This is a genomic window from Legionella cherrii, from assembly GCF_900635815.1.
GTDB classification, from domain to species: Bacteria; Pseudomonadota; Gammaproteobacteria; order Legionellales; family Legionellaceae; genus Legionella; species Legionella cherrii.
Genome location: NZ_LR134173.1, coordinates 1,360,880 through 1,386,311 on the forward strand (window position 1 = coordinate 1,360,880; position 25,432 = coordinate 1,386,311).

Genomic DNA, 25,432 nt, shown 5'->3' on the forward strand with positions numbered 1-25,432 from the left:
GGGAGAGGGTGGGGGAGAAAACCAGTCTCTTTCTTTACTCGACGGCGATGAGTAAATTCGGTATTAGCTAAGCTTTATTTTTTTTTGAAAACTCTTTTTCCAAAATTTCATCACATTTATTTTCTTCGTATTTAAATAGAGAATAGTATTTTCTTGCCTTGTTTGAAGAGGTCCAAGAAAGTTCCTTCTCTTGGCCTATCTGTAAAAATTCTTTTTTAGCCTCTATATAATTATCACTTTTTCTGGCTCGTTTTATAACCTCTAATTGTTCTGCTACAGTAGCCGGAATTTTCTTCTCTTTGCCCTCTACTTTTACTGTATGCGGCGTCCATTGAAATCCAACGTTCCAATCTTTAGTAAGCAGATACTGCTCCGCTTTATCCAAAAAGAGTTTGGCTTGGTATTCCTCGGAGGATTCAATTTTTTTGGTGTAATCGCTTACTTGTTTCAATAGGGCAGTGATTTCTTGATTATAATCAACCCCGGCTTCGTCTTTTAAATTGTGCGCCATATTTTGGTAAGGAACAATGTTGGCTAACTCGCCACATAATTTTGTCACCAGAGGTAATTGGCGATGGATTTTAAACTTATTATTTTTGTCAGGATCCATCTGTGTTATACATTTCTGGATAAAATCACAAAGAGAGAGGAAAGAAGGAACTACCTTCTCCTTATCCTTCGCACTAATATACTTATTAATAACAAGTGCCAACTGTTGCATGGCGCAAAGTTCATATTGCTCCGCTATAAATGCACTATTGAAAAGATCCATTTTTTTCAAGGTCGGATGAATCTCTTTCAGATAAACATGCGGTTCATTGGTTATCGCTTGTGTATAAAGCATTGCTCGAGTTTTATCATGATCTTTTTTAAACCGTACCTGTTCTGCTTCTACTATTAAATCATCAATATTTCCTTTAAGTATTCGATCAATCATTGACTGTAATAGCTTTGCCTCTGAACTTAAAAACGTTGGTGAAACTCCTTGTGCAAATTTCTCATCCTTTTTAATAATTTCAAGGAGAGGTTCTTTGAGCTTTCTTAACTCATCCATAAATTCTGACACTTTCAGTTTAGGGGCAGATTGGATTAGCTCTTTGAATTTTTGATTTATTCCTTTTAAAGCACGATTCGCGTCATCATAATAATGAGTCAGGAAATCATCTTGCAACTCTGTAGGTAATTGATCAAAACGCTCAATGGCAGCCTCAAAAAATTGCTCCATAAAGCGTTTTTGTACGGCTTCTTTTGTGCTTAATTCAGGTAGTTTGGCCAGGATTGTTGACATTTTTACATGCAATACCACAGGAGAATGCTGAAATTCGTGTTTGGTAAAATTGGGAATGGACTTTAGGTACGATTCTAATGTTTTGTTGATGCCCTTTGGCCCATAACCTATAGGGGCATGCTTTTTATCATCGTTTAAGTAAGCAATGACACCATTATAGCAACCCATCTCATAATTCAAATCAATCATGTATTGCAATGAGTCTTGATCATAATCACTTAATTTAATTGCCCGATAATTACTGAGTTGATGCGCTTGATCGATAAGGTCTTGCTCGGCCTTAAAAAATACGATTTCTTCTTCATGCAACATCGCGTCGCTTTCATACTTCGATTTTTGGATGGCAAGACGTTTTTGATAGAATGAGTCGATTTGAGAAATATATTGGAGGAAATATTGTCTATTTCCATTAATTTTCTCTATCGCTTCAGGCAATAGAGGGATATCAGCATATTTTTTCTGCAATACCTCGGGTCTATTGGCATCAAAAATAATATCTTTTAATACAGTTTGTAGTGAAGGCTTTGGTTTTTTAAGCGACTTAGAGTGCATTAGACTTTTGGCTAATCGAAATAAGTCAGTCCAAATTGCTCTTTTTTCTACAAAATCACTAATTCCTATATTTTTTGTTAGCTCAGGATTTTTAAAATCCTTTAAAACACCTCGTTCAACCGCTTGATAATAACGTTCTAAGTCTTTAAACCCATGAGAATGTCTGATGGCGTCTAAATTTAAAAGCGTGCCTGAGCTTAATCTAACGGGAACTGACTTCTCGTTTAAAGAATCAAGTTTCAGTTGTAACTTTTTGATAATGGCTTCTAATTTTTTCTTATCTTCTGTTGTAGGGATTTGAGCCTTTAAGCGTTCAATTTCTTGTTGCAAAGAAGAGGCTTTGTTTTGAAGATATTTAACTATGGCTTCATTTTCGTGACGCAAAGGAACAGAGTCTAAGTAAGTCACCTGATTCGAAATATCAATATTTGCTTGTTTGGCGATTACCTTTTTTAACTTGGTAATGAGTACTTGTTCCTCAGTATCTGGAGAGGGACTGTGATTTGTAGTAAGAACTACTTCTATATCTTGTTTCTCGGCATATTGTAGGACATTGATTAGTTCACGTACTCGTTTCTGTTGTCCGCTACTCATATCCACAAGAACATCATCGATATCAAACACAATGAGTTTGGGCCGATTAGGATATTGAATCGATTTAGGCATGTGCTTTTCAATGCGTGATTCAAAATAATCAATTTCATCGAGAGTGGTTTGGGAAGCGCCAGATTTAATCGCTTTAATTCTTAAAAGATTATCCAGCGAGTGGCTGTATTTTTCTGTTGCCGAGTCGAGACGAGACTGTTCTTCCTCATCGAGATCAACCCCTTTTTGGATTTGCACTTCCATTTTTGCCATCAATTGCTTTATTACCACATCCTGTGGGTTGCTGCTTAGATATTCCGATCTCAATGCATTAAAGCGTGTTTTTAATTCCTGAAACTCTGGAGTTCTCAATTGAGAATGCTTTTCCAGGCGTGAGAAATCTTTATCTAAATTTTCAAGCCGTACTCTCAGACCATCTGATGAGGTAATTAAAAAGGGAACATGTTTTGCAATTAACTGAAGAACTTGCTGTCGCGCTTGCTCACATTCCGTTTCAGTTAAAGGTTTGGGTTCATGAAGTAAATCAACTTTTTCTGGCGCGGGTTTTTTATAGCTGTCAGCTAAATCATTCATCTCGCCAAACAATCGGTGAATTTCTTTAGAATAAGCACCGTCGGCACTCTCACCGAAATACTCTTTGGGAAGCTCTTTGTAAGCGGCCTCCAATACGGCAAAACATAATTCACCTACATAATTTTCGAGGTATGCTGTTTTGATTTGCTTTTGTAAAACAGCCAATCTAAAGGGATGCGTGATGTGTTCTCTTTTTCCTTGGAATAAGTTATCCAAAGTGCGGAGTACATCGGGTTGTTCTTTATGGGGGTTAACAAAATTAAATACTGTTTTCAGAGCAGCAAACTGTTTTTTTAACTCGTCCCACTGTTGCGGACTCAGCTCGTTAGCGACATTTAATTCACCTAAACGTTGATAAATCAAATGCATTTTTGTAATGATACGTTCTTCCTCTACTTCAAAATGGTCATAACCTAAAACGAACAGCTGCTCTATGACTTCGCTGCGTTGGAGTAAGCTGTCGTCAAGCACTTTATGGTCTGCCCCATCAACCTTTTCCAAAAGCTCAATACGTTGTTTGCAGCGCTCGTACTCTTTTTGTAAATTTTCAAATGCTGCTCTGGAGAATTTGCTAGGAACGTGTCCAATAATCGCATCTGATATTCCAGTCAGTGTTGCTAAAACCTGATCATTTACTGCAATACATGCTTTTTGATCTTCTTCAGATATCTTATTCCAGTTTTTTAAACAAGCGTCTTGTAGGTGTGCTACGAATAAAGATTCATATTCTTTTGACTGTTCTTGTTTTTCTCGAGCCTGTTCAGAGAGTGCTTCACTCTGAGTTTCTTTGGTAATTTCATCAAGAAGAACCTGATAACCTCCACTGCGTGCCTGTAAATCAAAGAACACCTCCAGCTCATCAGGGTTCCATCTTTCTTTAAATGCGTGCACTAGTAAATCAGTAGCGCTTTTAATTGTAGACAATAATGTTTTTGTTCTGCTCGAAGGAATTGAGTTTTGACTAACTTTTAACACCCAATCTGCTAATTGTGGAAAAGGAGTGGCGTTTAACTCTTGATGGAGCTCCACCAAGGCAAGAAGTTCCTTATGCTCTTCTTTTACCAGTTTTTGAGATGGACTAATCTGCTTCAGGTAATGATCAATATCTTGCTTTAATAAAGTGCCATAAATGATATAAAGCTCGGGATTTTCGAATTCAAGAGAGGCGTCAGCTTCCTCTGCCGTCATCTGGGCAATTAATTGCTCCCGATTTACTTTTTGGTGTTGAGGATTTAAAGCGCGTAAAAGATCGGCGATTTGGGTGCTACTTCCTTTCCCGTCTCGGCAATGGGTATGAATATTTTGTTCAGGAAGAGTATTCTTGCCTACTTTTTCAACATAGGCTAACTCTTCTCGAGTGAACTTCAAGGGTTGTTTCTCTTGAATTGGAAAATGATGTACTTGGATGGGCTTACTGCCATTGATGCTGATTTCATAAGTTATAAATCGTCCGACTTTTTCAATGGGACGTGAAGTAATGTGGGTGTCCTTTAGTTCGGGAAGATGAGGAAGTGTCACTCGCCCGTTGGCATCAGGTATGAAATAGTCAATAAAATCTTTATCTAAACCCCCTTGCATTTGAGCATAGGGAAACACCCTGCCCATCGCAAAAACATGAGTCACATTATTGGTTAATAAGTTGTTTAAAAATCTTGCAATGTCACGTTGTGGTTCGTAAACTTCGGAACTCTTTGAAGGAATAAGTGAGCGGGCGGAATAAGGGCCTGGTGAAATTGAAACGTTGATGTCTTTCAATTTAAAATAACCCATACCCACCATTTGTTTGGCGGGAATTGCTAATTCCATGCTTAAGGGTTCTGTCAGTTTAAATTCTTTCACCGCTTCCCCAAATTCAGCAAAGCACTCTTTAGCTAATCCCTTCTTAGGCGTATGCGATCTGACATAGTCTAGTTCTTTTTTAATCGCTTCTTTTCTGCTTCGTGAGTTCGGGCTCCAATCATTTGCCAAAGACTTAAGCTCATCTTCGAGCATCATCTCTTTTTTACTGTTAGCGGTGGTGAGATCGTGAATTACCGAACTAATAACCGATTCAAAAATTATCATTTCTCGAAAGGAGAGATGTTTCAGTCCATAAGATTCCAGTCGTTTTTTAATTCGATTCTCTTCAAATTGAATCTCATATTGGGCGGCAATGCTTTTATTTACAGAACCGTCTGCATTAAATACTTTATAAGCCTCAAGTTCACGCAAGGATGCGAACTTGAATGTTCCGAATGTACTTTTTATTTTGGCAATTTCTTTGTCAAGAACGACTTTGTCTACCCTATCAGGATTAGAAAGTTGTTTCGCTAATTGAACCCAAAATTCACGTTTGTCCATTTCTGAAAACTGAAGATCTCCTCGTTCAATTTCTTCGCGTGGTACAGGTGCTAGGGGGCTGATTTCTAATGTTTTGGATAGCGCTCGACTTTTTTTGCGCAACTCATCATTTTTATTACCCTGAGTATCCAACACATTGATATAATCTTGATTGTACGCGCTACTGGGAGCGCCTAGTGCTTTCATTTTTTTATGGCTGTATGCACAGGTAAAATCACCGCAGGCATATACATCGCGTTGTGGATAAGTGGGGCCTGTGAGGGTAATGGTAATTTGATTCTCTTTTATTCCACATTTTGCTAATAAATTCAGCGTAAAGGCTTTGATTCCCTCCGCACCGCTGGGGCCAAAAGGGTCAAACAGTTCAAGCTGATATTTTCCTGCAGCCCTATCAGGTTTCGTTAAATAAATGCCTCGCCAATGACCTGGACCTACTGGAATGAAAATATGCTGAATACCTTCATTTTTTAAGGCTGCCATTAAATATTCTTGCACGTCGAGAGAGGTTGGATCGTAGCGATCTGCTGCGGCCAGTACTTCGATATTCCCATAAGATTGAGGCATTAACCGGTCCATATCATGGTCTTGCAATTGATCGTGCATACTACGTTGATCAATATATTTTTTATCGAAATGTCCTTGCGCGCGGTGCCGGCGTTGAATTTCAGCGGTTTCGCGGTCAAATTGATCGGTGATCTGAGAATAAATAGAAAGAACCACGTCTGGGAGTGCAGAGTCTTCAAAGGGGATTTCAAGGCTTTTACTAATCAGAGCAATTACTTCATTACTTTGAAAACCTAAAGGTTCATCATGAGCAGCAGCAAAAGCATTAACAGCTTTTAAAAGTTTTATCTTTTGCTCAGTTAACTTATTTGTGCAACGTTTCATTAATTGTTCTAAGCTTGATTGTTGCACTTCTAAACTTAATGCCATGCTACTCTTCCTCTAGTATGTTGCTAGTTAATTACTAAATTATAATTGACTATTTATTCTGAATTTCTCCGAGATATCAGCGTCAATCGCAATCCTATGGCCCTACAAAAAGGTCCCATGATTACTACAATATTAGTACACTCACATTACAGAACATGCACTACTCATTGTAAACCAAATGGATCATTTTGAATATTTTAAAATCAAATAGCTTAAAGGTAAACATTTTGAACAACAAATTGCAGAATTTTTACATCAGGAGCTCGATTGAATCAAAATATCTCATGTTATTTTTCCTGATCATCAAACACGCAGCACAATATGAAGGTAAAATTCGTGCATTAATAGGATAATTTGACTCTTGACCTTGCCGTTACGTAATCCCTTATCGTGTGAACTGTTCATTTAGAGGAAGATGAGATGCCTTACACAGTAAATAAATTAGCTAAGATTTCAGGAGTGAGCTCACGAACTCTCCGTTTTTATGATCAGATTGGTTTATTGAAGCCTGCTTATTATGGAGAGAATCAATATCGTTATTACGAGGAAGAGCAACTTTTGATGTTACAGCAAATTTTATTTTTCCGTGAACTGGGTTTTCCTCTCAATGACATACAGAGGATTATTAGTAGTGATGGGTTTGATAAAATTGAAACATTGACAACTCATAAATCAATCCTCTTGGAAAGTCTTGAAAGAGCGAAAGTGCTTATTAAGACCATTGATAAAACTATTTCACATATAAGAGGAAATTTAATCATGAGCGACATTGAAATGTATGAAGGATTTGATCCTAAAAAGCAACAGGAATACGAAAAGTACCTTGTTGAACGCGGTAATATAACCCAAAAAGAAATTAATGATAGCTGGAAAAATATTCGTCATTGGAAGAAAGATAACTGGGACGAACATGCCAAAGAGGGGGAAGAAATTAATCTCGGCTTGGTGAACTGCATGCTGAATCAAGATAAGCCGGGGGCTAAGAAGGTTCAGGATTTAATCCACAGACATTATAATTGGGTAAAACACTTCTGGACACCTACCCGAGAAAGTTATATTGGACTAGGGCAAATGTATCTTGAGCATCCGGATTTTAAAAACTTCTACAATAAATTCCATCCTGATTTAGTGGTATTTTTAGTTGAAGCAATGAAAATCTATGCGAAGGAACGATTGAATTAGCAGATGTAGGTCTGAGAGACTCTCAACTCGTGAGACACACGTTATTTTATCAACTAGGCAGGGCTATTTAAGCCCTGTCTATACTTTGCTTGATGTGCAGTACACCGAAAAAAACCTTTGATTACCCCCTTTATGATGCTCAATTTTTCCCTATACTGTTCTTGACAGCGCCATTATGAATCACAATAATTCGATGGATTTGTCGAAAACTCAGTTTGCTGCACGGATTGCCGGCTCTAACTAGGAAAAAATATGAAAAATAAAATAGTTATGTTGGCACTAACCTCTTTACCTTTTACATTTTGTCTCGATACTTATGCTGCTGATTACCGCTTGAATGGTTTGTCGTTAAGTACTTCGGTAGGAATTCTATCAGGTAAGGCCCACGAATATGTTTATTATCCAGATACAGAGAGTAAGTTAAGCCAGCTGGATTGGCGTATAAAAAACGCCGCAATAATCAACGGGGAATTCAATTATGATTTCCTCCCTTGGTTGAGCATCAATGGTAGAGGATGGACAACTCTGGCAAAAAATAAGGCGGCCATGGATGATTATGATTGGTTCAATCCAAATCAAGAAACCTGGACTGACTGGTCACATCATGAAAATACCCATCTTAATTATGCGAATGAATTGGATTTGAGCTTACGAGCATGGTTGATGCAAAAACCAGAGTACAAGCTCGGTTTGGCGGCGGGTTATCAATGGAACTCCTTTAGTTGGCGCGCAATGGGGGGGTGTTACCAATATAACAATGGCGCATATACCGGTTGTTTTTCTAGCGATCAGCCTGGCATTGGATACCGGCAAAAATTCAGTACGCCTTATGTGGGTCTGGCCGGAAAATATTCGATCAATAATTTTGAGTTTAATGCGCTTTTAAAATTTAGCGATTGGGTGTCAGCGCGCGATCATGATGAGCATTATGCCCGCAACTTAACGTTCAATGAGCATGGGAATAACTTCACCTATTATGCTGCAACCCTCAATTCAGGCTACTTTTTAACACAAAATGCGAAAATTTTTGTTGAAGCTTCATACAATCATTATTCGAATGGACATGCTGATACTGAAATAATTGATAACGATACAGGGGAACACGGCTATGAAAGCAATTCAGCGGGTTTATCCAACAAAAATTATACTGTCGCTCTTGGCATGCAGTATCTTTTTTAAGTACAGCTGAATCCATTTGAATGAGCCATTATGCATTGGCAAGAACATGTTGGGCCAAGGCCCAACCACACTTACGGTGGTCATTGATACTTCGTTCTGAGATGTGATTTGGCCAAAGACAGTCAGGATTTTACAATTCAATCGCGAGCGATTTCTATTTTATATTAGGGCTCAGTTGTGGTTGTTGTGGCATTTCTTGAAAAACTTGATTCACAAAATAATTCATTTTTCCTGATTCAGCTTTTTTTCTAAACAACATATTAACAAAATCTTCGGCTACAAGCGGCCAATGATCCTCAGGATTCGGCTCTTTTTTATTTTCCTCATCGATAAGTGCTTCATTTGCTTTTAAAAATGCATTTACAGCTTCTTCATCGTACGCTACAAGGGCTCCTGAACGAATACTTGCAAAACCACCCTTGGGAATGACTTTGTATTCCTTATTATCTGCTACATGCACGTATATATTTTTAGTGGGATTATAAGCATATAACTCTTCACTGGTCGCATTTGGAATCATGAAAACTTTGAGCCCCTTTTTTTTCAATAATTGAAAAACTTGAAATGATTCAAACCCAGAACCACGAATTGTCTCCAGTGGCAGATACCCCAATGCTTTTTTTGTTCCAACCTGAGCTAAATCGCTCATTTCTGGATGGGAGAAAAAGTCATAAGATGGTGGAGGTGTAAACAGTGGTTTGCTCATCGGTACATCATCGTGAGAGTTCACTTCATTAGAGGTTATTTCACTTTTTTTTTGTGAGGAGAATTTTTTAAGGAGTTCTTTGAATGCTTTCATAATTATCATGCCGATTAATATTTATTCAAATTATATGCAAAATATTCTGATGCAGCAAAAAAGTAGATTAAAATTTCTTAAAACATATAAATCATTACTAAAAGTTGTTCTGGTGACTATACTTTAAGGTATGTTCAAACGAGGAGTAAGCATAATGCCTCAAAATAAAAAGAAATTACTTCAAGATGCGTCGCTCCAGAATGGCGAGGTTCAAGGATATAAATTTCAAGAGGATAATTACGCAAATCAAATGGCTTATCTTTTTGGCGGTGATAAAGGAGAAAAAGCCGCAAAAAAAATATTAGACGATGCGAATGCGCAATTCCCAAATCCATTAGACCTTTTAAAGAAAAAGAAATTTATAGAAGATCAGGTAAAACAAAGAGCAGCTGAGGTTGATAGTGGTTTTCATGCTGGAATAAAAAACATTTTTGAGGGCTTAAAGAATATCGATCATCCAGTGAAAGGTGAAGAAGCAGGGAAGGAGGCAATGCTCAGCCTCATGAAAGGTCTTGGATTAAATGTTGATGATGATAATGTGCAGACACATTATTCACCTGGACCACCTCAGGTTTTCCAAGTCACTTGGGTCAATCGTCCCTCTGAAAATCTTGCGAAAGAAGACTCTAATGTCAATAAGCTTGCCCAATGTTACTCAGAATGTTTGTCACCGAAAACAGGCGAAAAAAAAGAGTTCGATACGGCTTGGCAAACCCATAAAGCCCATGCGCTGCAGGGTGGACCAAAAATCGAAAAATCCGAATTTCTAAGTCAGGCTGATCAATCGTTTGAAGCTCATTTAGAGTCCCTAAAAAATCCAATAAAACAAACTGCACCTCGAGAAGAACCGGTCAGCGATTCTAGATTAACCCATCATTGATCGATTAATTATTGGCTCATGAGTCAGTAGGGGGGATACATACACCTAGTCGCTGGGTTAAGAAGTGTTCACAATGCACTCCTAGCCTTCACTGCTATTAAGTTTGGAAACCCCTCTCCCATTCATGGGAAAGGGGCAGGGATGAGGGTATCCTCAACCCTCATCCGCCCTGACGGGCACCTTCTCCCGGTTGGGAAAAGGGAACTTTCTTGGTTACATATTCGCCATGGCGACAACAAAATTTGGAATATTAGGCGAACCAACTCCAACGCCATCATTCCAAAATTGATCTTCGGGCTCAAGAGTAAGCGCTGAATCCCAGCCAAACGTTTTATTCTTAATGCTAAATGCCGATGCGGGAGCAGGAATCCCCTGGATCGTTGTCGATGGTGGAGGGGTTGCGCCACTTATTATAAGCGATGGTGGAATAATCAGATTAATTGCCCTATTTGAAAGTAAAACATCATTCATCTGATACAAATAAGGTGCTGCATGGCCTATAGGTGTACCTTTATTGAGTAGGCTTCGTGCTTGATTGACTAAAATTAAAGTTGCCGAAAATAAGGGACACGCTAAGCTGGTGCCTCCATCCTGCACGGTTACGTCATCGGCAATAATCAGTAATCCTGTTTGCGGATCGCCCAGCATGGCGATATCAGGTAGTGCACGATGATTTCCATGATTACTAATGACCCCATAACCACCAGCCGTATAGTTGCTAATGGAGCTCTGCCAAGTCACTGGTCCATAAAAGCGGCTAATGCCCCCACCGGTACCCCCATCAAAGGCATAGCTCCCACTATCGTTTTTCACTGATCCCCAGACTGTTTCAAATGCATAACGGTAATTTGTATCTACAAATAAAGCAGTCGCCCCAACCGCAGTGACATAAGCCGAGCTGGAAGGATAATCAACTGTTGGTGAGGAAGGGCGGGGTGGAGTGCATTTTTTTTGCGTGACGTAAGTATTGTCACCACAATCGCCAGAAGAAAAGTTAACACTGATTCCCGCCGCCGCAGCTAATTCCAAGGTTTGTTCGAACGAAGTATCTAAAGTTTCTTCGCCACTCCAACTATTAGAAATCACATAAGCATTAGAAAAACCTGCAATGGTAAATTTATTCTGAATCAGCGTGTGAATCACATCCGTTAATATGCTCTTTTGATCCTTACCTAACACCAAAACGGTATTATCTCCAGGTGCTATAGTATGGGATGATTCAATGTCCAGGTCGATTTCATTACTAAAAGAGGATGCATTAGGGCATTTTGTAAAGGGCGTGCCATCAGGATTAATGATCGCAAAATTTTTCGCTGGTCCTGAGGTCACAAAAGGCTTGATATTATTCGCATTAAAATATTTATTGGCATCATGTAAAATTTGATGGGGCGTATTCGTGCCACATGCATCAACGACCACTAATGTTTGCCCCGTTCCATCGAGATGTTTGCCATTAATGCGAGGGATGTTTTTCAAATTATAAGTCTTTTGCAAATTGGCTCCTGTAAAGCCTTGCAATGAAATGTCTGTAGGAATTGCAAAGGGAACAAAAGAATTCCAGATAAAATTTAAATCATGAACTTCTTTAGCGTCATGTTGAAGATTCTCTATGTTTGAGTGAAATTGTGGGATGGTACTCAGGCCAGTAATTTCAGTAACATATTGAGCAATCTCCCGATTGAGTTGGGGAGGGGTTGTATTCGCATGAACGGTTTCGTTTTGATATTGATAATAGTTGATTTGTACATGAAGCGCTTGCTCAATTTGCGCCACGGTTCCTGTGACACGCACGCTGTGGTTAACCACTTTTGTTTGCATCCCTTGAGAAGAAAAAAATTGTTGTACCGTCTTTTCTGCTTCTTTGCTTGGTGCAAACTCTTGTTCATAAAGGTTTGCAGTTAAAAATTGATGATAACGGGGGCTGTTGGGATCATAAACCTCTTGAACAAGCCTATCTAATTCTGCCTTATTCCGTAATTTTAACCAGACAATAAATGAAATTTTTTTCTCAGAGGGCACTGGTTTTATCCAGGTTGCCTGATTGAGTAAATTTAACCCTGGATTGGGCAAACTCAATAAATCATTTTCTGGTTTTGCATAGGAAGTTGATGTTACAAAATTCAATGACAATAAAAGAACTACTACTTTTTTAAGTTTCAACATAATGATCTCCCTATGTTACCCGAAGAAAAATAAACTAGTGATTGGGCTGGATGTGATAAATCCCAAGTCATCGCCAGTGGTCAAGGAGAAAACATGACCGTTTTGTGTCCCGGCGTGTATCAAGCTTGCATCCGAATTAACAAACAAGGTGTACGTTATTTGGGATAAAAGGGTCCAGGTTGGATTTGGATCCGTCAAGCTGTTGGCGAAATAGGCATATTCAAAATTGATGGTTCCAGGGGGTAACGTACTGTTCGTTGAGGTTTGTCGTGTATTGACATAAAGTTGACCATTCACTGCAAAAACATTTTGGACTGGTACCGGAACACTTGATTCGGGGCCACGGATTTGATTCCAGTTCGTTCCATTATTCGTAGAATAATAGACATTGCCATCATTACTTCCTACATAAATCGAAGAAGGGGTCAAGAATATGCTGTTTATAGGACCGGTACCTGGATTTGTTGTGGTTGCAGTCCACGTCACCCCATTGTTACTTGAATAATATACTTTTCCTTCTTGTGTTCCGGTATAAATTGTGGAAGCAGTGGTAACAAAAACACTATTTACTGATGAAGTCCCTGGTGCATTAGTCGCAGTCCAGGAAGTACCATTATTGGTTGAGTAATATACTTTACCATCCGCGCTGCCTACGTATAAAGCGCTTGGTGTTGCAAAGACACTATTCACCGCATTACCTGGCGATGGCACAGAGGTCGCAGTCCAAGTTAAACCATTATCAGTAGAAAAGTAAACGAAACCTTTTGCAGTTCCTGAATATATTGTGCCGACGCGAGTAAAAGTTACTTCTACGGTGTGATTGTCATCAATATTGGCGAAGGTAAATGTCGTTCCCCCTTTTTGGGCTCTACCTCCGTCGACTATCCATTCATCCACTTGATAACCGGTGTTAGGGGTTGCTGTAAAAGTCAGACTGCTTCCTGCAATAACGGTTTGTGGGGTATTGGGATTAATAGTCCCATTTGCGCCAGCACTTGGTGTAATCATATAGGTTGTGACTGGAATGAGAGTAATGTTTAAAATGTTAGCTAAAGCAGGTTGATAGCACTCCAGTACTCTTCCTTGCTCACAGACAACAGGGCCCTCTTTAATATTATTTTGTAATGTGCTCCCATTGACGAACAAATTAAGCGTACAGGATTGATGGCCTTGCAATATAAATGGATTGGGACAATTTCCCGCTGAAGTAACCTGGGTAATCCCAGTAATGGACTTCATAGACAAGGTATGTGTTCGGCGAGATTGATTGGTAATCGTGTACTTAATGGTTGCCGATCCAATTGATGTGACCGAAACTGTTGGTGGATAATTAGGATCAGGTGTGAAAGTCCATACGGGTTTCACTGCATGACTTAGTGTAAAGAACAAAAAAGCAATTACAGCGATGAAAAGCTGGGGCAAAGTCATTTTAAATCGTTGCATCTTCAAATCCATTTTCAGGTACATTTTTAGTGAACTTTATCTTAAATTGAATACTTAATAGAGATCAATAAAAATAGAGGGATGAAAATACTTTTTTTTCAATGGGTTAAAAAATGAAAAATCATACACAGATTCTCAATTGGGCCACTGATTATCTACTCTCTAAAGGATATTTCCTACCCCGTTCACCCGAATTAGTATTAGAAACACCTTGGTCAAATGTGATTCGATTTCCAACCTCAAAAGGCGACGTCTATTTAAAACAGCCGGCACCCTTAATAGCCCAAGAGCCAAAAATCACACAACTATTGGCTACTCAATTTCGCGCCAATGTACCGATTGTGATCGCAATGAACGAGGAGTTGCATTGTTTTTTGATGAATGATGCTGGGCAATCACTGCGTGACTATCTAAAAAATGAATTTCAACTGGTCCTATTACGTCAAGCCATTCTGCAGTATACCGCGATGCAGCGATCGACAGAAAATCATATAGAATCTTTATTTGCCCTGGGAGTCCCTGATTGGCGATTAGATAAATTACCTCAACTCTATGATTACTTGATCAACCAGAGAGTTTTTTTAAAAGCTGAGGGTATGAACGACAACGAACTGCAAACCTTGCACGATTTAAGACCCCAAATCTCATCAGAAATTGAATCCTTATCCCGGTTTCAGATTCCTGAAGCTCTAGTTCAATCTGATTTTCACACGAACAATATTTTGATTCATCCGAAAACCAAAAAATTAACCTTCATTGATTTGGGAGAGATAGTGATCACCCATCCATTTTTTTCCTTACATACTTTTCTGCGTCAAGCCATCATGCACCATGGCCTAAACGAGCTCGATCAAACCTATCATCAACTTCAAGAAACGTGTTTCGAAAACTGGCTGGATTTAGCATCAAAAAAACAGCTATTTGAAGGATTTATGTTAGCCAAAAAATTATGGCCCATTTATTCCGCGCTCGTTTTTTATCGTATCCTACATAGCGTGGATCAACAGTCCTTTAAGTTGTTTTACGCCAATAGACCTAATCGACTCGCAGGTTTTTTTAGAGAGTATACGGCAGCTAGTGGTCTTTAGGTTTACCTGATCTTGGGGCTGAAGGATTAAATAAATTTTAATATGTGACGTTTGTCAAAATTATTGGTAATGTGGAAGGCTTTTAAAAGTAGGAAAAAATTTTACATATTTTCATGTTGCTAAAAAGTAATAGTACTGACGGTGAAAATTACCGAAAAGCGCAGTAACTATTTATGGCAGGAGCTAGATAGACTATAGGAGTAGTAAATGAAAAAAATCACTATAAAAGAAGCCCTAGATAACTATGATAATAATAAGGGTCATAGAAGAACCTATATCAAGGAAGAGCCCCATATTAGAGAATTGCGAAGCTTTTATGAAAACTTGCAGGAGGATGATTTATCTCCTTCGTCGTTAGTGAAATTAGCGCTGATTTTAATTGGCAAAAACACACGAACTGAGGAGAGTGCAAGCGGCAAAACATTCAAAGGCTTGGTTAATAAACTGGGAGGATATGAAGCACTTGACACCTTATACGCTGCAAAACAATTAACTGAAGATAATGTCGTATTTTTGGAAAGACACCCCAATGAAGCCAAAGCTTTAGCCCCTCTCATCATATCTATCGCCAAGAACCCAATGGGTTCCGATTTAAAGAAGACACTTTCTATAGCCGAAAAAATAAAAAATCCACACGAATTAATGGCTGTCTTTAAAGAGTTGGCATTAGTTGCACACTCTTATCACACCATTAATATTTTATTTCTGTTAAATCAACACAATTTAAATACAGATGAGGTAATGCCCCTATTAAAAGGATCTGATCAACATTTTATAATTATTAATCAAATACTTGTTACATTGGAAGAAATAAATCCATCGCTGATTACTCTACCTAATCTGACTAATATTTTAAAATTAAAACACCATTATGATTTCCATGCTCTATTAAAAATCCTGTCGCCAGATCAGGAAACCCTGGATAGCCTATTTCAATCAGGCGATAACTATACCTTGGGACAATATTATTGGATCGGAGAACTCGTTACCCAATTTAAAAACGCAAGTTGGGACTTTCACCCCTATTTAGGGATCATTCTAAGTGGGAAAATCAATGGCGTGGCCGTGAACAAAGCCATAACAGAATTGATTGAATTGAAAGTAAACCCTGAACTTTTACCCCTAATCATACCCACTATTTTGAACAACTCCCATGAGAGTGCCCAATTAATGGAGGCGTTGAAAACACTGCATAAAGAGGGTTTAGATGAAGGTTTTCTTAAAATTGCATTTGCAATACCTAAATTTTCCAACGAGCTTGCGGCAGCTCTTGTGATGCTGCAAAAAGCAAAATGTTTTAATGAGACCACAAAGGTATATATTAGTCTTAATCCGGAATATGCTTTGGGTTTGGCGCAATTTTGGATTGAATTCTCGAATGCAGGATGCGTCGATTTATCCCATCGTGCCGAGATGTTGAAACAACCCCAATGTGCTTCCTACACTGCTGAAGTGATAGAATTTTTACAACAACATAAACTTCATGATGAAAAGAATATTATTGCAGTTTGTAAAGCAAAATTAACGAGTAACGCGTTACTTAATTTGCTGAATCTTATGCTTGAAGCAAAAATTCTAAATCAGGACAGTTTAGATATTCTCTTGCCAAGATTAGCTTGGGTTAAAACTTTGCATCATGGGGCGCAGTGTCTGGCGAATGGTAATCAATTAAATGCATTGAATTTTGATTCACTGGTTTCTGATCCTATTAATGCAATTGCCTTAGCAGGAAACTTAGGGGGGAAACTTTATCCTAAAGACAAACCTTCCCTTAAAAACCCCGGAGCTCAGGATTTCGCCACCATTCGTAGAAATACCTTAATATTGTGTCAAGGTTATCGACAAGGACTTTTTTCCACCGGAATGTCTTCTGAGCAGAGAAAGGATTTCGAAAAGAAGCGTGGTAAGACTGTCGAGGAAGCACACAAGGAGGTTTTAGTAAAAATTGCTCAATATACAGGTAACCATGTGTTAGAAAGAGCAACCGAACATAACATTGCCCAAGAAACTTGTTCCTCCTCTTTAAAAAACAGATAGATAGTAGTTATCAGATGCTCCCGGTGTATTAGCCGCTCACAGAAGTGGGCGGTTTCTATCGGAAGGTTGCTTACAAAATGGAACAATTTTAGTCTTATCCCAGCGCTTAGCGTCCCCGCACACGCTGAGCAGCGTTCAATGAGTACAATTGCACCGTTCTTTTCGGATTAACCCGCTTTAAATCGACATTCAGGGTAATAATTTTCGTTTGGTTATTTTAATTCTACTATTTTTATAGTAGCATCTACTAAAAAAATAGTAGAGAGTGCTCTATTTCGTTACTGGAGAGGAAAATGTCCGTAAAAAAAGTATCGTCAGCCCATGATCGTCTGCTTACAGAAGTAGAGCTTGAATTAATGAATATTATTTGGAGTCTTAATAAAGTAACGATTAAAGAGGTTGTTGCTCATCTGTCACAAGAACGGCCTTTAGCTTACACCACAGTGGCGACGGTGGTAAAAGTGCTTGAACAAAAAGGGTTTCTTGAATGCCAAAAAAACTCCTATGCCCATGTGTTTGTGCCAATTGTTACAAAATCTGACTATGAAAATACCTGTCTTGATCATCTTGTTGCTAATGTTTTTGATGGAGAGCCTGTTGCTCTTGTCCAAAGACTCTTGATGGCCAAGAAATTACAACACGATGACCTGCAAGCCATAGAGGAGGCACTGAAACAATTAGCTACTGACACCCAAAAAGAAGGGGTGGAATAATGTTATTCATAGAAATCTTTCTGAGTATTCATTGCTTACTCATAATCAGCTCATACTTTATCGGGGGGCGTTGGTTAGCGAACCAGCCTTCTTTTAAACTGAAACTGGCCCGTTTTTTATTAGTCAGCTGTGTGGTTTCTCCATTAATTGTTCATTGTGTGAACTTTAATCAAATGCCGGAGCGCCCGAGCTCTGTTTCATTTGATACGCTGCAAGAATATATGAATCAGCCTATTTTAAAGCAAGAACCTGCAAAACGTGTAAACGAATCAGCATCTGAGTTAACCCTGAGAAATGTCAGTTATTGCCAGCTCTTTTATGTAATATTGGGTTTCATTATCTTATTTCGTGGTTATCACCTATTATCAGGCTTGGGCAGCTTACGCGCATTGCTGGATGAAGCAATTCCTTATCGACGCGCTGGAAAACTGATCATTAAAGTCTCTGATCGCTGCCATATTCCCTTCTCAGTATTTTTATTAAACAAAGCTTATATTGTATTGCCCGTATCCTTATTTTCTTCTTCCAAGAATGTGAACATTGCGATTGCGCATGAAGGGCAACACCATCGTAATGGAGATTGCCTATGGTCCTATTTTATTGAAACCTTGCGCATTATCTTCTTTGGAAATCCTGGTGTTACTCGATGGCATAACGTTTTAAATGAATTACAAGAATTTTCATGTGATGAAGTACTGGTTGGCCACCCAAAAATTTCGGCACATGACTATGGCCACTGTCTGTTCCAAGTGATTCAGACAGTATCTCAAAGTTCTCAGTCACCTAATCGAGAATTTGCATGCGCGGTGGGCATGGCTTTGAACAATGAAAACGAAGACTGTACTTTCATCATAAGGAGAATTTCAATGTTATCAACTTATCCATTTAATGCATCTAAGCCCTTTTGGTTAGGGATTGCATTGGTTGGGTTATGTATTTTGGCGCCCATGTGTGTGGCTTATTCAGCAGTAGGGTCCTTAAACAGTGCTAAGACAAAAGGAGTGGATACAACTCATTTAGATCCTAAAATGCAAAACATCGCCGAGAAAGAAATTAGCGCAGCGGTCAAGCGCTATCATGCAACATCTGGGGTTATTGCTATTGCTGATCCCAATACCGGCAATATCATTGCATTTGCTGAATCAAATCGGCAGGGGCAAAACAGTTGGCGAGCACGTGTTTTTTCACCTGGCTCGACAATAAAACCTTTTATTGCCGCCGCGGCAATCGACTCTGGTACAAGTTCTGCAACCAAAAACTATGATTGTCATTCACCTTATTCCCTAAAAGGGAAAACATTTGCAAACTACAATCCTGATGTAGGCTCTGCTTCTCTAACAGAGGCGATTGCACAGTCGATTAATGTTTGCCTTATTAAGGTGTCGCAAGAAACTGGAGCACCAATAATCCGAAAAAAACTTGCTGAATTTGGTTTTGATATGAATTCGTGGTGGCAAGCAGATCAAGACGACGAAGTGCAACTGGCAATGGCTTCTCTGGGTGAGAATATCCCTGTCACCATTGAGTCGTTAACAAAATCCTATGCTGTTCTTGCGAACAAAGGACGTCCATTTGCTCGAGGAGATAAACCTGTTATCTCAGAAACCACGACCAATGCGGTGAATCATATGCTTCAGTATGCTGTCGATAATGGTACAGGGAAACGTGCGGTGATTCCTGGCGTTGCTGTGGCTGGTAAGACTGGAACTGTTATCGAGAATGGGAATAAGCATCTTGCTTTATTTGCTGGGTATGCGCCAGCTGATAAACCTCGTTATGTGATGTTAATCGTGATTGAAGACGGTCATTTAAACATGAAGGGCAAGACATTGAACTCAGGCGGGGGATTAGCTGCTCCTGTATTTCATAATGTCGCGATGAATAGTCTGTATGGGACAAGCCGATAGCTGGCTCATCCGGTGAGTACCTCTTCCTCTTGAGAGAGGAGGAAAATTTCCTAATCTAATTAAAACAATTTTGAGGTTGTGATGAAAAAAAATATTGTATTCCTATGTATGGGTTTGTTCTTTTGCACTCCGATTTGGGCTCAAGGCACCTGCTTCTTGGCCTATGAAAATCAAACCGTGTTAAAACATGAAGGTGATGAGTGTAATCAGCGTTATGCACCCGAATCGACCTTTAAAATTGCATTAAGTCTTATGGGTTTTGATTCAGGGATATTAAAAGATGCCCTTCATCCTGAATGGCCTTATAAGAAAGAATATGAACTTTATCTCAATGTATGGAAATACCCTCATAACCCGCGTACTTGGATAAGAGATTCTTGTGTTTGGTATTCGCAGGTATTGACTCAACATTTAGGTATGAAGCGATTTAAAAATTATGTAACGGCATTTCACTACGGCAACCAAGATGTAACCGGCGATAAAGGTCAGGACAATGGACTAACCCATGCCTGGCTTTCAAGTTCGCTTGCCATTTCGCCCACAGAGCAAAATAAGTTTCTACAAAAAATAGTCTATAAAAAACTTCCAGTGAGTAAAAAAGCGTTTACTATGACTAAAGACATTCTCTATATTCAGGAATTAGCGGGTGGTTGGAAACTGTATGGAAAAACAGGAACTGGTCGACAATTATCGGCAGATAAAAGCAAGAAGCTTCCTTTACAACATGGATGGTTCGTAGGGTGGATTGAAAAGGATGGTCGCGTAGTTACTTTTGTGAACCATATTGCTGACAGCAAAGAAAAAGCGACTTTTGCGAGTTTTAGAGCGCGAAATGACGCACTTATTAAATTACATTACTTGATTAATGAGCTGGAAAAATAAAAGATCCTTGTCGAAACGCTACTGCAGAGGACAACTGCATTGTCGGAACAGTGCCCGAATCCGCATGGGAATAACACTCCGGTTCTGCGCTCCGTTCCTCTGCCCATTTGTTTCCGCGCAGCGAGTTTCAAAAGCGGTGTAATGACGCAAAAAGTTGAAAAAAATGCTTGACCCTATTGTTGCTATATACCTTACCTTTGTATTTAAGGAGGGAACATTATGACCCAATGGTTCGTTAAAGACATAAGTAAATTAACCGGTGTTTCGGTGCAAACCCTGCATCATTATGACCGTACTGGGTTACTTAAACCTTCATTGCGTCGTGCCAATGGGTATCGTGTTTACTCCGAGAAGGATTTATTGAGGTTGCAACAAATTATTGCTTTGAAATTTTTTGGTTTTGAGTTGTCACAAATAAAAACCTTACTCAATGAAGAGCAAAGCGTGCTGAAACATTTTAACAGCCAAGCCCAAGTCTTGGAACAAAAAGCAGCTGCTTTACTTGAGGGTGCCAAAACTTTGAGAAGCATAATTGACTCTGTTGACAACCATCAGTCGATTCCTTGGGAAACCATTATTCAACTTATTGAGGTATATAGAATGACAGCGCATCTTGAGCATGATTGGGTTAAAGAAATATTCACACCGGATGAATTAAAGCAGTATGTAGCGTTTGAACAAGAAATGAAAGCCAATGTGACACCAGAACAACAAGCCGCTTTTGAAAACAATTGGAATCAGTTGGTGGATGAGGTGAGCAATCATCTTAAGCACGATCCCAACTCAAAAATAGGGGTTGAGTTAGGAAAAAAACTTATGGATTGGGTTAATGGAGTATACGGTACAAAATATGCCCATTTAAGAACCAAAAAATTTGAAAAAGGTTTTGGGGAAGGCAAAGGTCTTGATGAGGTGGGTTTGACACCAGAAATCGTATCATGGATGGATAAAGCGATGGATGCGTACTGGCGGGAACGAATTTATGGCATTCTGCAACAGGTAGGAAAAACCTCTTCTTCAACTCTGTTAACACTTTGGAATGACGTATTGGTTGATATGTATGGAGATGAGACTTCGCGCCAAACAGGCATATATGACCTTCTTTTTAAGGATGATAAGGTGAGTACAGAGGCAAAAGCTTGGCTTAAAAGTATCATTAATCCTTAAAAATTGATGCCCTAGTAATAGCTTATGCAAGGTAGGTTTTGAACGAAGCTCTGCGTCGTTAGGTGATTTTTAAATCCCCTGAGCTCATACAATGTGTATACCGGATCAGTAATAGTACCGATCCGGTGACTTTATGAATAAAAGTGGAGCGTTCACTTATTTTTTTGATTCATGAAAAAAATTGCTGATTTCGTCCATAAATGCTTGATGTACTTGTTTTTTCTCCATTTTATTTTTCCAACGGTGATGATTTCCTTCGGCAACTAATTTAGCCAATTTCTCCATACGAATCATTTTGAGTTTTTAAAATATATGCTTTAATTTTGTCTATTAATAGCTCTTCCCATGCCTCATCAGCAAGCTCTAAAAGTAATCTGATGGCATTTCTTCTCCATGGGCATGATCACAATGGCCATGTTCTCCATGATGGTGTTCTTCATGCATATAATGACAAGGACAATGGCATTCGCCTTGAGCACATCCATAGCTTCCCATATTTTCTCCTTTAAGATTTTTTCAAAATTTGAAACATCGCCCCACATAAAAAGACAACCTTTCTAAAATAGATGGCAACTCAATTCATTGCAAGGGGGAAGCGGCATTAACGAACCAAACGAAGTTGGATAAGCATGCCGTCCAATTTTGGATGCAGTTGATTAGTTTGCTGCAATGGAGTATTTTTTAGATATCACAATTACCTTATGTTATTCACCAGAAATCCTAATAACTATTAAATAGCTAGATTTTTTGAAACTAGGTTACAAGGTAAGAAGAACTACTAATTTTGAATTGAATCATCACTTTTTAAACCATCTCTGGGGTTTTCTCCTATTTTTTATACATTTTGAATGAGTCTTTGTTGCTCTCCCTCCCCATGAGATTCTTGCGAGGGATTTATGTCTTTTGACAATGCACTGGATGCTAATCCTACTGAAACAATACCTGAATAGATCAACAAAAGTAAAAACGAAGCAATGCACATATTTTCTTGAGAAGAAACATTGCATTCTTGCTTATCAAACATTAAAGCAATTGCGAGACCAAATCGAGCTAAAGCGATAAGTCCTTGCAGTAAATGCAAAAGCTTTTCTGAAACATGGGAGTCACTATGGGAAATCGCATAAACTGAACCTATTGTTTGTGCCACGGTACCGGGTATAACCACTGAGGGTGCATAGGATTCCACGGTTGTTGTAAGTATCTGAATGATGCTATTAGAAACTTGTACATTATGGTGAACGGTTGAAGTCTGTTTCGAACCACTAAAAAATCTGGGCATGTTTTTTCCTTAAAATCATGAGTTACGATATTACTATACTCTTCATCAAGAGATCATCAAGCGCTGCTTGCTCCATCACCTCAGCAAATCTCACCCAGAAAACATCTAATCACGGATGAATTTAGGCTAAGTACTACACAGAAATTGAACTCATAATCGATCAATTAATCAAAAATCACATCGCTTGAATGTATAAAAAACAATCACTTAGATCGATTGTTGAATTATTATTTATATGCACTATGATAAAAATATATACATAAAAATGATTTTTGAATCTATTGGGGAGGCATCCATGAAAGGAAAACAAATTGTGCAGCACGGATTTTCGCATTATGTGCATCATGGAGTATCAGCTGGATCACAATCAAGGAGATTCCGTTTTCCACTGGATGCAACCTACTTTCAATATAAGCCCCAAGAAAGAACTGAAAGGATACAATTGCTTCGGGATAAAATACCGACTGGGCCCAGTTTGATATATCGAGGTTCAGAAGGTACTGCAGAGGTTCTCGCTACAATGAAGTCGAAGCGGTTAGGCAGAAAAGCTGAAGAAAGCAGAAAGACACCCACACATAATATCATAGGATATGTTCGTGATAATGACAGTAGTTTTTTCCTCTCCTTTACTCCCTGCAAAGAAACTGTAAAACCGTACACGGTAGGCTTATCATTAATTCCCAAAACGGGTTATATTTTCGTTACTGCACTACCGAAAGTTTATACGACCCCACAAAAGCTTCTCCTTTTGAATGAAAAAATGTTTGAGCGTTACGATAAAAGAATGCTTGAGTCTATGCCTCTGGATGAAGCTCGAGGATATCAGAGTATCGTAAAGATGACTAAAAATAATAATGAAATTACCGGGATTATTGGGGCCTCGTTAAAAGACGATTGGCGTTCTGATGTTGACAGGCGAGTGCATAGCGTTATTGAAGTTTGTGGTCCTGGGCGTATTGCATCAAAGGTTATGAGTTCTAATGAGCCCGCCCATGTAAGACAGTGGACAAATGAAGATTTTTCTCCTGAACTTTTTGCATTGGATATCGTGTTTGCTGATACTCCTGAAGAATTTGAAGAAATGAATGAAAAAGCAGTAGACATGGGACTTATGCCCAAAGGTTTTCGATTACCGACTATTGAAGATGCGTGTGCGGTGATGCGTTCGAATCAATTAGGAGTATGGGAAGGGATTTATGGTACCACTGAGACCATGAAAGTCGCGTCACTTCCGAGTCATATTAAACCTGGTGACACACCGGCTCTTCTCGAGTTTATGGAGGAACAACTCAAATCAAATCCATCCGTAAAACCGCTAGAAGAACTAAGATCTCCTTTTTCCCAATTATGATTCGAGGCAGTCAGAGTAGGATCTAATTATCCTACTCTTGATTTCAAAAAAAAAAGCATTTATTAAACTCCAACTGCTGTGCTCCACGGCTAAGAATCACGGTCCTTGCATGATTCAATGTAATCGTTTTGAGTTAATTGACGTTTGTAAAAATATATAATAGGGTATTCCAGCTGCATGAGGTTATGGAGCAAATTGTTAAGGATAATTATGCGCTTACCTAAAATACTCTATATTAGCTTTGCATTACCTATTGTTTGTTCTGCAGGGACTATGGGCAATGTAAGTCCTTCTAATCTCTGGTCTGTCCCCATTCAAGGAGGCTTTTTTGGAGCATCTCAGGGCAAAGAGCAACATATCGATATTGATGGGTTGATAGGTAACCAATATACCTTGGATAGCAATTCTCAAATTAGCGGACTTGTTGGTGTCGGGTTATATTTTAATGGTCCTTCTTTCCATTGGTTGCAGCTTTCATATGGAGTCGACGCTTTTTATTTAGGTCAAACCAAAGTCCGAGGTGATATTAATCAAGAGGACCTGTTTACTAACTTTTCTTATCAGTACAGTATTCAAAACGTCCCCGTCTATGCCGCTGCCAAGGCCCTTATATCGACGAACAACCCAAAGTACAATATTACGGTTGACGCAGGAATAGGTCCAAACTTTATGTGGACTTCTGGCTATCATGAAACACCATTAGAAGACTTTGCAATCCCTGATAATGCATTTGAAGGGGCCTCCACAACCCATTTTTCTGTAATGGCTGGAGCCGGTATTCGTTTAAACAATATTATTGGTCCAATGCCAGTGGAATGCGGTTATCGTTTCTTTTATTTAGGAAAAAGTCATTTAAATGCGGTAAATGATCAATATCTCGATAACTTAACTACTGGCGATACTTATGCCAATGCACTGGTGTGCGCAGTAACACTGTAATACATTTATTCGATAGCGATATTGCATGACAAAAAGGTATGGAGTGTCGTTTTTTTCATTGTAGAAACCTGAGCTTCTTATGAGGGCTCAGCATTATCCTATCCACTATAATGCGATAAAATCCATCTTGG

Annotated in this window: 18 protein-coding genes; 11 read left to right on the forward strand and 7 right to left on the reverse strand. The window is 39.0% G+C overall.

Translation table 11 applies throughout. The annotated features are described in order from the left end of the window. Positions 1-67: 67 nt before the first annotated feature. Positions 68-6,292: a hypothetical protein gene (locus tag EL022_RS05905; RefSeq protein ID WP_035900869.1), complete on the reverse strand. Its 6,225-nt coding sequence runs from the start codon at positions 6,290-6,292 to the stop codon at positions 68-70. 420 nt (positions 6,293-6,712) lie between these two features. On the opposite strand from EL022_RS05905, the gene EL022_RS05910 reads away from it, so the two are divergent. Together EL022_RS05910 and EL022_RS05915 are read left to right on the forward strand one after the other, a co-directional pair. Continuing rightward, entirely contained in the window at positions 6,713-7,474 is a 762-nt protein-coding gene (locus EL022_RS05910; protein WP_028381278.1) for a MerR family transcriptional regulator, read from the forward strand. 252 nt (positions 7,475-7,726) lie between these two features. Then, positions 7,727-8,653 (forward strand): omptin family outer membrane protease, encoded by a 927-nt coding sequence (locus tag EL022_RS05915; RefSeq protein ID WP_028381277.1) that lies wholly within the window; start codon positions 7,727-7,729, stop codon positions 8,651-8,653. A 154-nt stretch (positions 8,654-8,807) separates the two neighbouring features. Here EL022_RS05915 and EL022_RS05920 read toward each other — a convergent pair whose 3' ends face one another. Continuing rightward, positions 8,808-9,452 carry a hypothetical protein gene (locus tag EL022_RS05920; RefSeq protein WP_028381276.1) on the reverse strand — a complete coding sequence of 215 codons (645 nt, stop codon included), beginning with the start codon at positions 9,450-9,452 and terminating at the stop codon, positions 8,808-8,810. 154 nt (positions 9,453-9,606) lie between these two features. Here EL022_RS05920 and EL022_RS05925 point away from each other — a divergent pair, with 154 nt between their 5' ends. Then, positions 9,607-10,332 carry a hypothetical protein gene (locus tag EL022_RS05925; protein ID WP_028381275.1) on the forward strand — a complete coding sequence of 242 codons (726 nt, stop codon included), beginning with the start codon at positions 9,607-9,609 and terminating at the stop codon, positions 10,330-10,332. A gap of 213 nt (positions 10,333-10,545) precedes the next feature. On the opposite strand, the gene EL022_RS05930 is transcribed toward EL022_RS05925, so the two are convergent. Continuing rightward, positions 10,546-12,495, reverse strand: coding sequence for a S53 family peptidase (locus EL022_RS05930; protein WP_028381274.1), 1,950 nt, complete (start codon positions 12,493-12,495; stop codon positions 10,546-10,548). Between the two features lie 15 nt (positions 12,496-12,510). After that, positions 12,511-13,938: a DUF6242 domain-containing protein gene (locus EL022_RS05935; RefSeq protein ID WP_028381273.1), complete on the reverse strand. Its 1,428-nt coding sequence runs from the start codon at positions 13,936-13,938 to the stop codon at positions 12,511-12,513. Positions 13,939-14,051: 113 nt separating this feature from the next. Here EL022_RS05935 and EL022_RS05940 point away from each other — a divergent pair, with 113 nt between their 5' ends. The 6 genes from EL022_RS05940 to EL022_RS05965 all read left to right on the forward strand — a co-directional run bounded on the left by EL022_RS05940 (position 14,052) and on the right by EL022_RS05965 (position 21,732). Further along, the gene (locus EL022_RS05940; protein WP_028381272.1) at positions 14,052-15,026 is read left to right on the forward strand and encodes a phosphotransferase; all 975 of its coding nucleotides are present in this window, start codon (positions 14,052-14,054) and stop codon (positions 15,024-15,026) included. A gap of 207 nt (positions 15,027-15,233) precedes the next feature. Then, a complete protein-coding gene (locus EL022_RS05945; protein ID WP_028381271.1) occupies positions 15,234-17,063 on the forward strand; it encodes a hypothetical protein in 1,830 nt (609 codons plus the stop codon). A 293-nt stretch (positions 17,064-17,356) separates the two neighbouring features. Then, complete coding sequence (locus EL022_RS05950; protein WP_028381270.1) at positions 17,357-17,776, forward strand: BlaI/MecI/CopY family transcriptional regulator; 420 nt, start codon at positions 17,357-17,359, stop codon at positions 17,774-17,776. Next, a complete protein-coding gene (locus EL022_RS05955; protein WP_028381269.1) occupies positions 17,776-19,683 on the forward strand; it encodes a M56 family metallopeptidase in 1,908 nt (635 codons plus the stop codon). Before EL022_RS05950 ends, EL022_RS05955 begins: the two co-directional genes overlap by 1 nt. A gap of 81 nt (positions 19,684-19,764) precedes the next feature. After that, positions 19,765-20,565, forward strand: a complete 801-nt coding sequence (gene blaOXA / locus EL022_RS05960; protein WP_028381268.1) for a class D beta-lactamase — start codon at positions 19,765-19,767, stop codon at positions 20,563-20,565. Positions 20,566-20,784: 219 nt separating this feature from the next. Further along, the gene (locus tag EL022_RS05965; RefSeq protein ID WP_028381267.1) at positions 20,785-21,732 is read left to right on the forward strand and encodes a MerR family transcriptional regulator; all 948 of its coding nucleotides are present in this window, start codon (positions 20,785-20,787) and stop codon (positions 21,730-21,732) included. A gap of 156 nt (positions 21,733-21,888) precedes the next feature. Here EL022_RS05965 and EL022_RS16570 read toward each other — a convergent pair whose 3' ends face one another. The 3 genes from EL022_RS16570 to EL022_RS05970 all read right to left on the reverse strand — a co-directional run bounded on the left by EL022_RS16570 (position 21,889) and on the right by EL022_RS05970 (position 23,011). Continuing rightward, complete coding sequence (locus EL022_RS16570) at positions 21,889-22,017, reverse strand: hypothetical protein (protein ID WP_277873324.1); 129 nt, start codon at positions 22,015-22,017, stop codon at positions 21,889-21,891. A 78-nt stretch (positions 22,018-22,095) separates the two neighbouring features. Further along, a complete protein-coding gene (locus EL022_RS16575; protein ID WP_277873325.1) occupies positions 22,096-22,227 on the reverse strand; it encodes a hypothetical protein in 132 nt (43 codons plus the stop codon). Between the two features lie 340 nt (positions 22,228-22,567). After that, complete coding sequence (locus EL022_RS05970) at positions 22,568-23,011, reverse strand: hypothetical protein (RefSeq protein ID WP_051544461.1); 444 nt, start codon at positions 23,009-23,011, stop codon at positions 22,568-22,570. Positions 23,012-23,306: 295 nt separating this feature from the next. Between EL022_RS05970 and EL022_RS05975 the strand changes: the two genes are divergently transcribed. Together EL022_RS05975 and EL022_RS05980 are read left to right on the forward strand one after the other, a co-directional pair. Further along, complete coding sequence (locus tag EL022_RS05975; RefSeq protein WP_028381265.1) at positions 23,307-24,362, forward strand: hypothetical protein; 1,056 nt, start codon at positions 23,307-23,309, stop codon at positions 24,360-24,362. Between the two features lie 210 nt (positions 24,363-24,572). After that, positions 24,573-25,301, forward strand: a complete 729-nt coding sequence (locus tag EL022_RS05980) for a hypothetical protein (RefSeq protein WP_035900864.1) — start codon at positions 24,573-24,575, stop codon at positions 25,299-25,301. The last annotated feature ends 131 nt before the right edge of the window (positions 25,302-25,432 follow it).